11 protein-coding genes, 1 tRNA gene and 2 pseudogenes are annotated in these 14334 nt (G+C 70.4%); 9 read left to right on the plus strand and 5 right to left on the minus strand.

All coding sequences use genetic code 11. The features are described from left to right. Both O7614_RS00005 and O7614_RS00010 read left to right on the plus strand, forming a co-directional pair. Window positions 1-667, plus strand: a 667-nt coding sequence (locus tag O7614_RS00005; RefSeq protein WP_278136471.1) for an ATPase, incomplete at its 5' end; no start/stop codon positions are given. Between the two features lie 54 nt (window positions 668-721). Then, the gene (locus O7614_RS00010; RefSeq protein WP_278136472.1) at window positions 722-1873 is read left to right on the plus strand and encodes an ArsA-related P-loop ATPase; all 1152 of its coding nucleotides are present in this window, start codon (window positions 722-724) and stop codon (window positions 1871-1873) included. Window positions 1874-1879: 6 nt separating this feature from the next. On the opposite strand, the gene O7614_RS00015 is transcribed toward O7614_RS00010, so the two are convergent. Then, window positions 1880-2200, minus strand: a complete 321-nt coding sequence (locus O7614_RS00015) for a WhiB family transcriptional regulator (RefSeq protein WP_145778553.1) — start codon at window positions 2198-2200, stop codon at window positions 1880-1882. A gap of 407 nt (window positions 2201-2607) precedes the next feature. On the opposite strand from O7614_RS00015, the gene O7614_RS00020 reads away from it, so the two are divergent. After that, window positions 2608-5037: a transglycosylase domain-containing protein gene (locus tag O7614_RS00020; RefSeq protein ID WP_278136473.1), complete on the plus strand. Its 2430-nt coding sequence runs from the start codon at window positions 2608-2610 to the stop codon at window positions 5035-5037. A 95-nt stretch (window positions 5038-5132) separates the two neighbouring features. Here the strand turns inward: O7614_RS00020 and O7614_RS00025 are convergent, their stop codons facing one another. Then, complete coding sequence (locus O7614_RS00025) at window positions 5133-5588, minus strand: GatB/YqeY domain-containing protein (RefSeq protein ID WP_278136474.1); 456 nt, start codon at window positions 5586-5588, stop codon at window positions 5133-5135. Window positions 5589-5613: 25 nt separating this feature from the next. Between O7614_RS00025 and O7614_RS00030 the strand changes: the two genes are divergently transcribed. The 4 genes from O7614_RS00030 to O7614_RS00045 all read left to right on the plus strand — a co-directional run bounded on the left by O7614_RS00030 (window position 5614) and on the right by O7614_RS00045 (window position 9980). Beyond that, window positions 5614-6507 carry a metallophosphoesterase gene (locus O7614_RS00030; protein ID WP_278136475.1) on the plus strand — a complete coding sequence of 298 codons (894 nt, stop codon included), beginning with the start codon at window positions 5614-5616 and terminating at the stop codon, window positions 6505-6507. A 251-nt stretch (window positions 6508-6758) separates the two neighbouring features. Further along, window positions 6759-6835, plus strand: a tRNA-Pro gene (locus O7614_RS00035). A gap of 256 nt (window positions 6836-7091) precedes the next feature. Further along, window positions 7092-7916, plus strand: coding sequence for a class I SAM-dependent methyltransferase (locus tag O7614_RS00040; protein ID WP_278136476.1), 825 nt, complete (start codon window positions 7092-7094; stop codon window positions 7914-7916). 174 nt (window positions 7917-8090) lie between these two features. Then, window positions 8091-9980, plus strand: a complete 1890-nt coding sequence (locus O7614_RS00045; RefSeq protein WP_278136477.1) for a hypothetical protein — start codon at window positions 8091-8093, stop codon at window positions 9978-9980. Between the two features lie 49 nt (window positions 9981-10029). Here O7614_RS00045 and O7614_RS00050 read toward each other — a convergent pair whose 3' ends face one another. Continuing rightward, window positions 10030-10503 (minus strand): hypothetical protein, encoded by a 474-nt coding sequence (locus tag O7614_RS00050; protein WP_278136478.1) that lies wholly within the window; start codon window positions 10501-10503, stop codon window positions 10030-10032. Between the two features lie 120 nt (window positions 10504-10623). On the opposite strand from O7614_RS00050, the gene O7614_RS00055 reads away from it, so the two are divergent. Then, a complete protein-coding gene (locus O7614_RS00055; protein WP_278136479.1) occupies window positions 10624-11907 on the plus strand; it encodes an MFS transporter in 1284 nt (427 codons plus the stop codon). Between the two features lie 643 nt (window positions 11908-12550). Here O7614_RS00055 and O7614_RS00060 read toward each other — a convergent pair. Next, a pseudogene (locus O7614_RS00060) lies at window positions 12551-12777 on the minus strand (bifunctional metallophosphatase/5'-nucleotidase); the annotation flags it as partial. A 154-nt stretch (window positions 12778-12931) separates the two neighbouring features. Here O7614_RS00060 and O7614_RS00065 point away from each other — a divergent pair. Next, entirely contained in the window at window positions 12932-13729 is a 798-nt protein-coding gene (locus tag O7614_RS00065) for an alpha/beta fold hydrolase (protein WP_278136480.1), read from the plus strand. 187 nt (window positions 13730-13916) lie between these two features. Here the strand turns inward: O7614_RS00065 and O7614_RS00070 are convergent. Further along, window positions 13917-14334, minus strand: a pseudogene (locus O7614_RS00070) (histone deacetylase); the annotation flags it as partial.

Raw genomic sequence — 14334 nt, forward strand, 5'->3', positions numbered from 1 at the left:
GCTGGGTGCGGCCGGCCGGGCGCTGCGCAAGCTCGGCGCCATCGACTTCGCCACCACCATCGCGCCGGGCCTACGGGACGTGCTGCTCACCGGCAAGGTGAAGGAGGCGACCACCCGCACCTCCGGTCAGCGCCGCGCGTACGACGCGGTGGTGTTGGACGCCCCGCCGACCGGGCGGATCGGCCGGTTCCTCAACGTGACGGCGGAGACCGCCCGGCTGGCCAAGGTGGGCCCGATCAAGACCCAGAGCGAGGGTGTCTCGGCGCTGCTGCGCTCCCCGATGACCGCGGTGCATGTGGTCACGCTGCTGGAGGAGATGCCGGTACAGGAGACGGTTGACGCGATCGCCGACCTGACCTCGCTCGGCTTCGGCATCGGGAAAGTGATCGTCAACGGCGCTCGGCCGCGGCTGCCGGCCGGCCCCGCGGTCACGGCTGCGGAGCTGCGACGTGGGCTGGTCGCCGCCGGGCTGCCGGCCGATCGGGACACCGTGGCCGGTTTGCACGACGAGGCCCGGGACCAGCTCATCCGGCGCGAACTGGAAGATTCGCTCCGCGCCGACCTGGTGGAGCTGGGGCTGCCGATGATCGAGCTGCCGTTGCTGCCCGACGGGGTGGACCGGGTGGGCCTCTCGACCCTGGCCCAGGCCCTCGTCAGCGCCGATTGACTCACACCTGAGCTCAGCACGGGCGCGTGGACCCACGCGGCCCGATACGCTCGATTGGTGCCTTCCGAAGACACGGCGCCGCAGCTGGACGTCGACCAGATCCTCGCCGACCCGGGCGTGCGGATCGTCGTGTGCTGCGGTGCCGGCGGGGTGGGAAAGACCACCACCGCCGCGGCACTGGCGCTGCGGGCCGCCGAACACCACGGCCGACGCACGGTGGTGCTCACCATCGACCCGGCTCGCCGGCTGGCGCAGTCGTTGGGCCTGACCGAGCTGGACAACACCCCTCGCCAGGTCAAGGGCATCGACGTCGAGAGCAGCGGCGGCGAGTTGCACGCCATGATGCTGGACATGAAGCGCACCTTCGACGACGTGGTGCTGCAGCACACCGATCCGGCGAAGGCCGCGGAGATCTTCTCGAACCCGTTCTACCAGGCAATGAGCTCGACCTTCGCCGGCACGCAGGAGTACATGGCGATGGAGAAGCTGGGCCAGCTGCACGCCCGCGGCGAGTGGGACCTGATCGTGGTGGACACGCCCCCGTCCCGGTCCGCGCTGGATTTCCTGGACGCGCCCGCCCGACTCTCCCGTTTCCTCGACGGCCGGATGCTGCGACTGCTGCTGGCTCCGGCGCGCAGCGGCGGGCGGAGCATGTTCAGCCTCGTCACGGCCTCGTTCGGGATGTTCTCGAAGGTGGTGCAGAAGGTGCTCGGCGCCCAACTGCTCACCGACCTGTCCGGCTTCGTGGCCGCCCTTGACTCGATGTTCGGCGGTTTCCGGCAGCGCGCGGAGCAGACGTACCGCATCCTCCAGGCGCGGGAGACGGCCTTCCTGCTGGTCGCCGCACCGGAGCCGGACGCGGTCCGGGAGGCCGCCTACTTCGCGGGCCGTCTGCGCGACGAGCGGATGCCGCTCGCCGGCCTGGTGCTCAACCGGGTGCACCGACCGGTGGTGCCCGAGCTGGACGCCGAGCAGAGCCGGGTCGCCGCCGAGCGGCTGACCGAGCTGGGTGGGCACGAGGCCACCGTCGACGTGTTGCGGGCGCACGCGGCGCTGGCCCGCCAGGCGGTACGCGAGCAGCAGGTCGCCGCGCGTTTCACCGAGGCGTTCCCGGCGGTGCCCGCGGTGTCGGTGACGGCTCAGCCCGCCGACGTACACGACGTCGACGGGCTGCGGACGATCGGCGCGGCGATCAGCCGGCCGTGACCGGCGTCAGTTGGTAGCGCTGACCAGGATCTTGTCCTTGCCGGTCTTGTCCTTGCTGTTCTTCTTCATCGCGGCCTCGAACATCTTGCGCCAGCTCGTCACCTGCGGGTGACGACGCAGCAGCGCCCGCCGTTCGCGTTCGGTCATGCCACCCCACACACCGAACTCGATCCGGTTGTCCAGCGCGTCGGCCAGGCACTCGTACCGAACTGGGCAGCTCCGGCAGATCCGCTTCGCCACGTTCTGTTCGGCGCCCTGTACGAACAACGCGTCCGGGTCCCCGTTCTGACATGCCGCCAGTGACGGCCAGTCAGTGATCATGCCCATGTGTACACGTCCCCCCTTGCAGTACCTACCGACCTCGTCGATGCACGTCAGCCGGCAATTCCCCCCGATCGCCCGGCCTGCCTTCCCCAAGGCGGCGCGGACGACATCTGGCCTTGTCGCCGCCTCCATCATGCTCTGTAGTCGACCGATTACGCAACGTTGTCGGCCAAATCCATCATTCCGGACACTCCCGGCTTCCCGGGCCTTCGACCGCCGGTTACCCCGCCCAGGTCGGCGATAACGCTGCGCCGCCTCGCTGAATCGGAGGAGACTCACGCCAGGTCACACGCAACCAAGCACCGGGGGTCGTGCGTTTAGCACAACGAGGGCAGCGCGCGCAGGAAATGGGGAAAGAACGCCCCAGCGCCCCTCGTTCCCTACTCGCGTACCCTGTCGAGGTGACCTGGATGCGGAAACGTGACCACAATGTGCTGACCAACGCCGCATCGCTACTCGTGTGTGGCCTGTTGGCCGGCGTGGTGGTCGCTGCGGCGGCCTTCCCCGCGGTGGCGATGTCCGGCTTGGCCGCCAAGGCCGGCGCCGAGACATTCGGCGCCCTGCCCACAGAGCTGACGGTGGCCCGCGCGCCACAGATCAGCTACCTGTTGGCCTCCGACGGCAAGACACCGCTCGCGACGATGTACGACGAGAACCGGCGCGACGTGAAGCTCGCCGACATCTCGCCGTACATGCAGAAGGCCATCATCGCGGCCGAGGACCACGACTTCTACAAGCACAACGGCGTCGACATCAACGGTGTCGCCCGCGCGTTCGTCAACAACCAGAACGAGGGCGCCGGCCGGCAGGGCGCGTCGACGCTGACGATGCAGTACGTCCGGCTGGCCATCGCCTACTCGGCCACCCACCCGGCCGACGTGGTGGCGGCGACCGAGGACACCAGCGCCCGCAAGCTCCGCGAGATGCGGCTGGCCCTCCAGGTCGACAAGGAGTTCTCCAAGGACGAGATCCTCACCCGCTACCTCAACCTCGCTTCGTTCGGCAACGGCGCGTACGGCATCTTCGCCGCCAGCCAGGTCTACTTCGGTAAGCCGCCGAGCAAGCTCAAGATCGAGGAAGCGGCGCTGCTGGCCGGCATGGTCAAGGCGCCGACGACGAACGACCCGACCACCAAGGCCGGCTACCCGCTCGCCCTGGAACGGCGCGACTACGTCATCGACAACATGGTCGAGATCAAGGCCATCACGCAGCAGGAGGCCGACGCCGCCAAGGCCGTCAAGCTCGAGGTGAAGGACAAGCGCACCCCGAACGGCTGCGTCTCCGCCAACGTCAACAGCTGGGGCTTCTTCTGCGACTACTTCTACCGCTGGTGGATGGATCAGGAGACGTTCGGCTCCACCACGTACGACCGCGAGCGTCGTCTGAAGAGCGGCGGCTACACCGTCGTCACCTCGATCGACGTCCAGGCGCAGAAGGCCGCGGACAGGGCGGTCCGCAAGGCCAAGAGCGAGAACAGCAAGGAAGCCGCCATGGTCGCGGTGGTCGAGCCCGGCACCGGCCGGGTCCGGGCGCTAGCGGTGAACCGGCAGTTCAAGCTGGACGATCCGAATAACCCGAAGAACAAGATCTCCAGCGACCCGGCGAAGAGCAAGAAGAAGATCCGGGGCAACTACCCGGCCACGGTGAACCCGCTGCTCACCGGTGGCGATGGCATCACCGGCTACCAGGCCGGCTCGACCTTCAAGATCTTCACCATCGTGGCGGCGCTGGAGAAGGGCATCCCGCTCAGCTACAGCATCAACGCGCAGAAGCAGTTCAAGTCGGAGTACATCATCCGGCCTGGCCCGGCGGCCTGCCCGGGGACCAGCTTCTACTGCCCCACCAACTCCACCGACAGCATGGCCGGCCCGCACAACATGTGGAGCGCGTTCGGCCGCTCGGTCAACACCTACTTCGTGCCCCTGCAGCAGCAGGTCGGTGCGGAGAACGTGGTCAAGGCCGCGAAGCGGCTGGGCATCAACTTCCGGTCCCAGGAGGACCTGGACCTGGAGAAGGGTGCGCACCAGTGGGGTGCGTTCACCCTGGGCGTCTCGCAGACCACCCCGCTCGACCTGGCCAACGCCTACGCCACCCTCGCCGCGGACGGCAAGTACTGCGAACCGATCCCGGTGCAGGAGATCCGCGACCCGGAGGGCAACAAGCTGGACATCGCCAACCCGCGGTGCGAGAAGCGGTTCAGCACCGACGTGGCCCGCGCCGCCGTGGACGCCGCCCGCTGCCCGGTCGGTGACAAGTCGTCGTCCTCGAAGTGCACGGGTGCCACCGCCGGCAACGTCCGCAACGACGTCGGTTACCCGGTGGCCGGCAAGTCCGGCACCACCGACTCGGAGAAGACCGCCGCGCTGGTCGCGATGACCAAGCAGTACTCGGTGGCCGGCATCATGGCCGACCCGGACTGGCCGCAGACGAACGTCAAGATGAAGCACGCGGAGAAGGACGGCATCAACCCGCCGGTGTGGGAGACGCTGCGGGACGCCATGAAGGGCAAGCCGAAGATTAACTTCGAGCCGCCCGGCCAGAAGATCTCCGAGGGCGACCAGCGCAGCATCCCCGACGTGAAGTGCATCTCGGTGGACCAGGCGAAGTCCCGGCTCAAGGGCGCCGGCTTCGAACCGGTCGTCTCCAGCGCGAAGGTCCCCTCCTCGTGCAAGGCTGGCGACGCCGCCGGCACCAGCCCGGACGGACGCACGATCAAGGGTGGCCTGGTCAGCATCCAGGTCAGCAGCGGCAGCGGCGCGCCGGGCAACACCGGCGGCACGCCGGGTAACCCGCCCGGCAACCAGCCCGGTGGTCGACCCGGCGGTCGTCCCGGCGGCTGAGCCGACGAGTTGACACGAACGGGCGGGCACCCTCCTCGGGTGCCCGCCCGTTCGTCTGTCCGGCCCCAGTAGGCCGACGCTGGTCCCGCTGCGTGTCAGAGACCGAGCTGTCGGCGTACCTCTGCGGCCACCCGGCCACCCTCGGCCCGGCCCGCCACCGCGGCCTGGGCCGCCTTCATCGCCGGGCCCATCTGGGCCTTCCCGGTGAAGCCGCCCGCGGCGAGCGCCCCCGACACCAGCTCGGCCAACTCGGCGTCCGGGAGCTGCCTGGGCAGGTAACGGTCCAGCACCTCACCCTCGGCGGTCTCCTTCGCGGCCTGCTCGGCGCGGCCGGCGTCGGCGAACGCGGTGGCGGCCTCCCGGCGCTTCTTGGCCTCCTTGGTCAGCACCGCGAGCACCTCGTCGTCGGTGAGGTCGCGCTTGGCCTTGCCGGCGACCTCGGCATTGCCGACGGCGGCCAGGGCCATCCGCAGCGTGGAGGTGGTCAGCTCGTCGCGCGCCTTGAGCGCGGAACGCATGTCGGCGGTGAGGCGGTCCTTCAGCGTGCTCATGGACGGTCAAACTACCCTGAACGCCATGCGAAAGCGCACACTATTCCGGCTTGCCGCCGGAACCGCCACGGTCGGCGCGGCCACCCTCGCGTACGCGTCGCTCGTCGAGCGCAACATGTTCACCCTGCGGCGGTACGACGTGCCGGTGCTCCCGGTCGACGCGGAGCCGCTGCGTGTGCTGCACCTGTCCGACCTGCACATGATGCCCGACCAGGCACGCAAGCAGCGGTGGGTGGCGTCGCTCGCCGCCCTGGACCCCGACCTGGTGGTGGTCACCGGCGACAACATGGCCCACCCGGGCGCGGTCCCAGGGGTGCTGCGGGCGCTACAGCCGCTGCTGGACTTCCCCGGCGCGTTCGTCTTCGGCTCCAACGACTACACCGGCCCGGTGTTGAAGAACCCGTTCACCTACTTCCTGCCCGACCGGGAGTACACCGAGGGCGTCGAGCTGCCCTACGAGGAGCTGCGTCAGGTCTTCACCGGCGCCGGCTGGGCCGACCTCAACAACGCCCGGACCATGCTGAAGGCCGGCGGTCGGCAGCTCGACCTGGTCGGCGTCGACGACCCCCACATCGACCGGGACGACTACCCTGCCGTGTCCGGCGCGGTCTCGTCCTCGGCCGACCTGTCCATCGCGGTGACGCACTCCCCCGAACCACGGGTGCTCGACCAGATGGCCGCGGACGGCTTCGGGCTGCTGCTGGCCGGGCACACCCACGGCGGTCAGGTCTGCGTACCGGGCTACGGGGCACTGGTGACCAACTGCGGCCTGCCCCGCTCGATGGCGCGCGGCCTGCACCGGTGGCCGGGCTCGGACTCCTGGCTGCACGTCTCCGCCGGCCTGGGCACCCACCCCACCGCACCGGTCCGCTTCGCCTGCCCTCCGGAGGCCAGCATCCTGACCCTCATCCCCCGCTGACCCGGCCCCCGGTGCACGCCGCGCCCCCCGGTGCACGCCGCGCCCGCCGGTGCACGCCGCGCCCGCCGGTGCACGCCGCGCCCGCCGGTCAAGACCCGCGCAGCATCGGGGATGTTGCTGCCTCGGCGCGTCCTGAGGCAGCAGCATCGGCGATGGTGTGCGGATCCTGGGTGGGCTGCGGGGTGCTCCGGGCCGCGGGGGTACCGAGTTTGACCATCGGACCGGGTGGGCTACTATTTGTCGGCACGCCTCGGGGTGTGGCGCAGCTTGGTAGCGCGCTTCGTTCGGGACGAAGAGGTCGTCGGTTCGAATCCGGCCACCCCGACCAGAGGTAACAGCAGGTCAAGGCCCCTCCACGGAGGGGCCTTGATTCGTATCCGGGCGCTTCGCCCATCCTGGGCGCAGGAAAAGGCAGTTGATGGTGACTGGCAGGCCGACGATCTGTGAAGCAGCGCCGCCGGCACGCGCTCGGCGGTGGCCTCACACGGGCTCTACGCAGCCGATATAGGTGTTTCTACCGATCCCTGGACGTGCTGTCACACCTAGCGTCGGTGGCACGACGAGCCGTCCGAGGGAGACCACTGATGACCACCGCACTCGATTTCACCGCCGTGAAGGCACGCCAGCAGGTGACCTGGGCAAGCGGCGACTACGGGGCCGTCGCCGCCCTCATCCACCCGATTGCCGAGTTGCTGGTGACCGCGGCCGACCTGTCGGCGGGCGCTCGGGTGCTGGACGTGGCGACCGGGACCGGCAACGCCGCCATCGCCGCCGCCCGCTGCGGCTGCGCGGTGACCGGCGTCGACTACGTACCCGAACTGTTGGAACGCGGCCACGCGCGGGCCTCGGCGGAACGGCTTCCGGTCACGTTCGTGACCGGGGACGCGGAGCGCCTGGCGTACGTCGACGGTGCCTTCGACGCGGTGCTCTCCGTCGTCGGCGTGATGTTCGCCCCGAACCAGGAGCGGGCGGCGGCCGAGCTGGTCCGGGTCTGCCGGCCCGGAGGCACGGTCGCGCTGGCGTCGTGGACGCCGCAGGGTTTCATCGGCGAGTTGTTCCGCACGGTGGGGCGGCACGTGCCGCCCCCGGCCGGGCTGCGCCCGCCGGTGCAGTGGGGCGACGAGGACCGGGTCCGTGAGCTGCTCGGGGCGGCCGTGCACGACCTTCGGGCGGTACGCCGGGAGTTCGTCTTCCGCTTCGGCACACCTGAGGAGTTCGCCCTCTTCTTCCGGGCCAACTACGGCCCGACGTTGAAGGCGTTCGAGGCGCTGCCCGAGGAGCGCCGAGCGGAGCTGCACGCCGACCTGGTGAAGCTGGCCCGTACGCGCAACCGGGCCACCGACGGCACGGTGCGGATTTCGGCGGAATACCTGGAGGTCGTGGCGCGGCGGACCACCGTTCCCGCCTGACACCGGCATCTCTCGTTGATCATCAATCCTATCGACGGGCCCCGGAGCCGGCCGAAAGGTGGTTGCCGCCTGGCTGCCGCGCGCGATCTGATTCGGTTGATCATCCGTTCAATCGACGGGTGACAACGGGGAGGAACATTCACTGTGATCAGATCCAGGCCGCGCCGTGGCATCGTGAGCGCGATCGCGCTGACGCTGGGCGTCAGCGGGCTCACTCTCATCTCCACCGCGAACGCCGCCACCGCAGCACCCCACCTGGACGGTCCGCCGTCGGTTCAGGTGGGGTGGACCGACTCGGCGACGCCGAAGAAGGCGTACCCGGTGGACAGCACCACCGACGTTCCGCTCGGCACCTGGCAGGACGACAAGGGCAAGAGCCACACCTCGCGGGTGTACGCCACCTTCGACCTCTCCGCCTACGAGGGCAAGAAGATCTACGGCGGCAAGGTGTTCCTCGAGGAACGCAGCGTCGCCGACTGCAGCAAGCGTGCCGTCGAGATCTGGCGGACGAAGCCGGTCACCACGACGCCGACCTGGAACCGAGCACCCGCGCCGCTCGCCAAGCTCGGCGAGGTCCTCACTCCGGTGCAGTTCTGCCCGGGGGCCTCCATCACGTTCGACGTGGGCGCGGCGGTGCAGGATGCGGTGGCACACCGGCAGCGTCACATCACCTTCGAGATCCGGGTGCCGGAGCAGTACGAGAGCGACGCGTCCTACGGCCGGCGGCTGCACCCGTACCGCAGCGTCGACCTGAACGTCGAGTTCAACTCGGTGCCGCAGATCGACACCGCCCACCTGTACAACGGTGGTCTGCCCTGCACCCAACTCGCGCCCTACCCGCGCATCGGCGGGTTCGCCAGCATCCTGGAGGCGGTCGGCAGCGACGCCGACGAGTACGACGAGCGCGCGGTCGAGACCGAGGTCGCCATCTGGCCGAAAGCCAACCCGGACGCTCGCCAGGTGTTCACCGGTGAGCACGGCCTCACCGGCCGAGCCAATCGGGTCAACCTGCCCGAGGGCACGCTGGTCGACGGCACCACCTACGTCTGGCAGGCTCGGGCGACCGACGGCGCGGACTACTCGCCCTGGTCGAAGAAGTGCTTCTTCACCCACGACCGCACCGCCCCCGTCGAGCCCACCATCACCTCGGCCAACTACCCGCAGGACAGCACAGGCGAGGCGGCGCCGACCGGCGTGTCGCCGGTCTTCACCTTCTCCGGGAACGGCGACAAGGACGTCGCCGGCTTCGAATACTCGTGGCGCAGCCTGGGCGGCCACGGCTGCTCGGCCAGCGGCGCGTACGGCCAGTTGGAGTGCACCCACCCGTTGGACCAGCCGGGATCGGTGCGGGCGAACACCCCCGGCGGTTCGGCGACCGTGACGATCGATCTGATCGGCTCCGGGCCGCAGCGGTTGAGCGTCCGCACGATCGACCTCGCGGGCAACGTCTCCGAGACCGTCGAGTACCGCACTCTGGTGCCGCGGGTCGAGCCCGAGGTGCGGGTGGAGAACGGTACGCCCGAGTGGGGGCAGGAAGTGCTGCTGAAGTTCGTCCCGGCCCCCGGTGTCACCGGTGTCCGCGACTACGAGATCACCCTGGACGGGGGAACGCCGGAGACGCGGGACGCCCAGGAGGACGGCACGGCCTTCTTCAGCTTCTTCGCCACGAACCCGAACGGGCACCACCTCAAGGTACGCAGCCGCAGCGACAACGGGTTCGTCTCACCGGAGGCCAACTGGTCCACGTCCTTCTATCCCGGCCCCGGGGTGAAGTCCGACGTCTACTCCTCGCCGGACGGTTCGGCCGTCGGCGGAGTGGGAATCGAGGGCACCTTCACCTTCTCCCCACCCCCGGGCTGGACGGACACCACGGCCTACCAGTACAGCTTCAACGGCGCCGAGCCGACCGAGGTGGCGGCCGACGCGAACGGCCGGGCCACGATCACCTGGACGCCGACCGCCATCGGGTACGTGGACCTGACCGTCTACGCCGTACGCGCCGACGGCACGGTCAGCGACTACCCCAACTGGTACTCGTTCGAGGTGGCGGCCTCCGCCTCCTGACCCACCCGGACACGGGGCGGCCACACACGGGTGTGGTCGCCCCCGTCCGTCAGTCCTGTCGTTCGGTGCGCTCGATCTCGGCGAACGCGGCGGCCAGGTAGCCGTCCAACGGCGCGCCGGTCGCCGCCAGCAGGTCCGCCACCAGCAGCGGTGCGTGCCGGGCCAGGGCCGACGCGTCCGGTCGCGACTCGTCACCTTCGGGGTCGTACACGCCCAGCGCCCCGGCCAGCAGGACGAGCACCACGTGCGGGTCGACGTCCGAACGCCACCGCGCCGCCCCCTGCACACAGCGGGTCAACACCTGGCGGACGTCATCACCGGCCAGCCCCTCCGGGTGGCTCTCCTCCAACAGCAGCCGGACCACGGCGCCCAGCACCAGGCCGGAGCGCTCGTCGGCGGCGAGCCCGACGACCGCTTCGTCGTACGCCTGCCCGTCACGTGCCTGGGCGGCGGCCACGGCCGCGGTGGCGGTCACCGCGATGGCGCGGGCGGTAGCGGGCAGATGTCGCCAGGTGCCGGTCATCGGGCCAGCATCGCAGACCCGGCGGACACCGTGCGATTGATCACCCGTCGGCCTCGGCGACAGCGGGGTGCGCTCAAAACGAGTCGCGTGGTGTCACACCCGACGAACAGAATGCCGGTCATGCTGCGTCGTGCCCTGCCCCGCCGTCGAGAAGCCCGCCGGATCCTCGTCGGCACCCTGCTGTCGGCGATCGGGCGTGGCCTGACCCTGCCGTTCCTGTTCATCTACCTGACCGACGTACGCGGGCTCACCGACGCCCGCGCCGGGCTCGTGATCGGTTGGTACGGCGCGGTCACCCTGGCCTTGTCGCCGCTGGGTGGGACGCTGATCGACCGGTTCGGCGCGCGTCGGATCGTGGTGCCCTGCCTACTGATCGAAGCGATCGGCACCGGTTCGCTCGCGCTGGTCGACTCGTCCGGGTCGGCACTGCTGGTGATGACGGTGATCGCCGTTGGCAGCTCGGCGATCTGGTCCGGGCAGAACACGATCCTCGCCTCGTTGACCGACGACGGTGAGCGGCAACGCGTCTTCGGGCTGAACTTCGCCCTGCTCAACCTGGGCATCGGCATCGGCGGCATGACCTCCGGCGCGATCGTCGACACCGCCCGACTCAGCACCTTCCAAACGATCTATCTGCTGGACGCGGTGACCTACCTGCTGCCGGCCATCATCCTGCTCACCCTGCCCGGGGTGGGTCACCGACTCGGAAACCGTCGTGGTGTCGACGAACCGTCGCCCGGCGGCTATCTGACCGTGCTTCGCGACCGTCCGTTCCGACGGCTGGTGATCTTCGGGCTGATCCTCACCACCTGCGGTTACGGACAGATCGAGGTGGGCTTCGCCGCGTACGCGGTGCGAGTGGCCGAGGTGGAGACCCGAGTGGTGGCGTGGGCGCTCGCCGCCAACACCGTGATGATCGTGCTCGCCCAACTGCTGGTGATCCGCCGGATCGAGGGGCGCAGCCGCACCCGTGCGCTGGCGGTGGTGGGTGCGGTGTTCGCCACCGCCTGGCTGGTCCTCGGCGTAGCTGGCCTGGTCAGCGGTAAGAACGCCCTGCTGGCCGCCCTCTGCGTGGTGGCCTGCTCGGCGATCTTCGGCTTCGGCGAGACGATGCTGTCACCGGTCATGCCCGCGTTGACCAACGCGTTGGCCACCGACGAGCTGCGCGGCCGGTACAACGCGATGAGTTCGATGATCTTCGGCATCAGCGGTGTGATCGGTCCGGTGACCGCCGGACCGCTCATCGGCGCGGCAGACGGCAAGGTCTGGGTGGCGACGGTGGTCGGCGGCTGCCTGATCGCCTCCCTGGTCGCACTATCCCTGCGCCGACTGCTCACCACGGACCAGGACGGCCGACTGACGCCGGCCCTCACCTCCCCCGAGCCGACCCCCACCCCCGCCTAACTCGGAAGTAGACCGACTTCCTCCCGATTAGGGCCGCTTCGCGCAGCGGAGCGACAAGGACTAACCCACACCCCGCCCTCACCCAGCACCCCCGGCGTTTAGTCCGGCACCCAGCGCCCGGGTGGCCCGGCGCCCAAGATCCGCGCAGGTTCCCCGATGTTGCTGCCTGCGGCAAACGGGAGACAGCAACATCCCCGATGTTGCGCGGATCTTGCTCCCGGATGCTGCCTCCGACCGCAAGATCACGCTCGATCCTGGTTCGAGTGGCATCCACGCGCCCGGAGGCCACTACTTCAAGGGTGCAGCGTGATCACGCGGCCGACACGACCGGCTGGGCGACCGGGCGAAACGAGGCGGGGCCAGGGCGAGGCGGGGCCAGGGCGAGGCGGGGCCAGGGCGAGGCGGGGCCAGGGCGAGGCGGGGCCAGGGCGAGGCGGGGCCAGGGCGAGGCGGGGCCAGGGCGAGGCGGGGCCAGGGCGAGAAGAGATAGGCAGGGGCGGGCAGGCAGGGGCCGGGACGAGCAGGCGGGGCGGCATGTGGACTGGACGGGTCGAGGACGGGTCGGGGACGGGTCGGGGACGGGTCGGGGACGGGTCGGGCCCCGGAGCGCTCACTCCGGGGCCCGACGTCGCGGGGTCGGCCGTCAGGCGGCGGGGACCTCGGCGGTGGTGCGGATCCGGTCCAGCGTCGGCGCGGAAACCGGCGACTGGGCGGTCAGGTAGTCCACGAAGGCGTCCAGGTCGATCTGGCCGGTGACCTGGTTCGTCCCCCCGGTGAGGGCGCTGAACCCGTCGCCGCCGCCGGCCGGTTCACCGTGATGCAGTACGTGGCGGTGGTGTCGGCGGTGATGCCGCTGATGGTGAGGCTGCCCCCGGACCACGCGGATGCAGGCGCACGGGGCGGCGTGGGTGCGGTGGTGCCGTTCGGCGCCGCACGAGTGTCGTCGGTTGCCGCCGTCTGCCGGACAACGTCAGATCCGGGGTCTAGAAAGGACGGGAGAATCGACACGGACGGAGACGGCATCGTGAGTGCAACGACACCGACGGTGGAGCAGGTGCGATCGGCGGACGGCACCCCCATCGCGTTCGAACGGTCCGGGGCTGGGCCTGCGCTCGTCCTGGTCGGCGGCGCGTTCAACGACCGCAACACGACACGCGCGCTCGGGGCGGCGTTGGCACCGGACTTCACCGTGTTCGGCTACGACCGTCGGGGCCGTGGGCACAGTGGTGACACCGCTCCGTACGAGATCGGCCGGGAGATCGACGACCTGGCCGCGGTGATCGCGGCGGCCGGTGGTTCCGCGGCGCTCTACGGGATTTCCTCCGGCGCGGTCCTGGCCGCCCTCGCGACGGCACAGGGCCTGCCGGTGACCGGTCTGGTCCTGTTCGAGCCGCCGTTTCAGGTCGGCTCGCACGTGGGCGTCCGGAAGGACATCACCGCGCAGCTCATCGAGCTGATCGCGGCCGACGATCGGGATGGAGCGGTAGAGGCTTTCCTCACCGCGTCGGTGGGGTTGCCGGCCGAGGCAGTCGCCGGGATGCGGGCGCAACCGATGTGGGGCGGACTGACCGCGATCGCGCACACCCTGCCGTACGACGCGGTGATCACGGCGGGCGGGCGACTGCCCGCCGACCGGCTGTCGACGATCACCGCGCCGACCCTCGCGGTGGACAGCACCGGGAGTCCACAGTGGCTACGGGACGGCAGCCGGGCCGCGGCCGAGGCGGTTCCTGGCGGGCGGTCCGTCAGCCTCGACGGCGGCAACCACGAGGTGCCGCCGACGACGCTCGCCCCCGCGCTGCGTGAATTTCTGCTCGGTTGACGGCCGACGCGCCTGACCGGCGTGCGGGAGCGGCCCAACGCCCCGGACCAGCCAGAGGCAGCAGCTCAACGCCGGGAAAATCGGCGCGACGAAGCGGCCCAGCGCCCGGGGCCGGCGTGCGGGAGCGGCCCAGCGCCCGGGGCCGGCGTGCGGGAGCGGCCCAGCGCCCGGGGCCGGCGTGCGGGAGTCAGCGCTCGACCAGGGCCTCGGTGACCAGGGCAGCGACGGCGTCGGGTGGCCAGGCGTCCGCCACGCCGGGCCGGACTGCCAGATAGCCGGCGATTCGTTCGGCTGGCCAGCCGTGCGACTCGCGCAGGCCACGGGCGATCATGCCGAGGTAGGTCGGCGCGGGTGGCCGGCACCGCACACCGGACGCTCCCTCGGGTGCGGTGAAGGTGAGCATCGGGACGCCGCTGTGACTGCCCGGGCAGACCAGCGTCTCGTACCGTCCGGGGCCGAGCGTCGCCCGTCCGTCGGCGATGGCGGCCTCGATGGCCACACCGGTCGTCCGGGCCAGGTCGTCGGTCTCGCCCGCTGGGCGGTACATCTCCTGTGCCGCGATGTCGGTGAACTGCTCCAGCGTCACCAGGTAGCCGCGGGCGGCG

Origin of the sequence: Micromonospora sp. WMMD961, assembly GCF_029626145.1 — a bacterium.
GTDB lineage: Bacteria > Actinomycetota > Actinomycetes > Mycobacteriales > Micromonosporaceae > Micromonospora.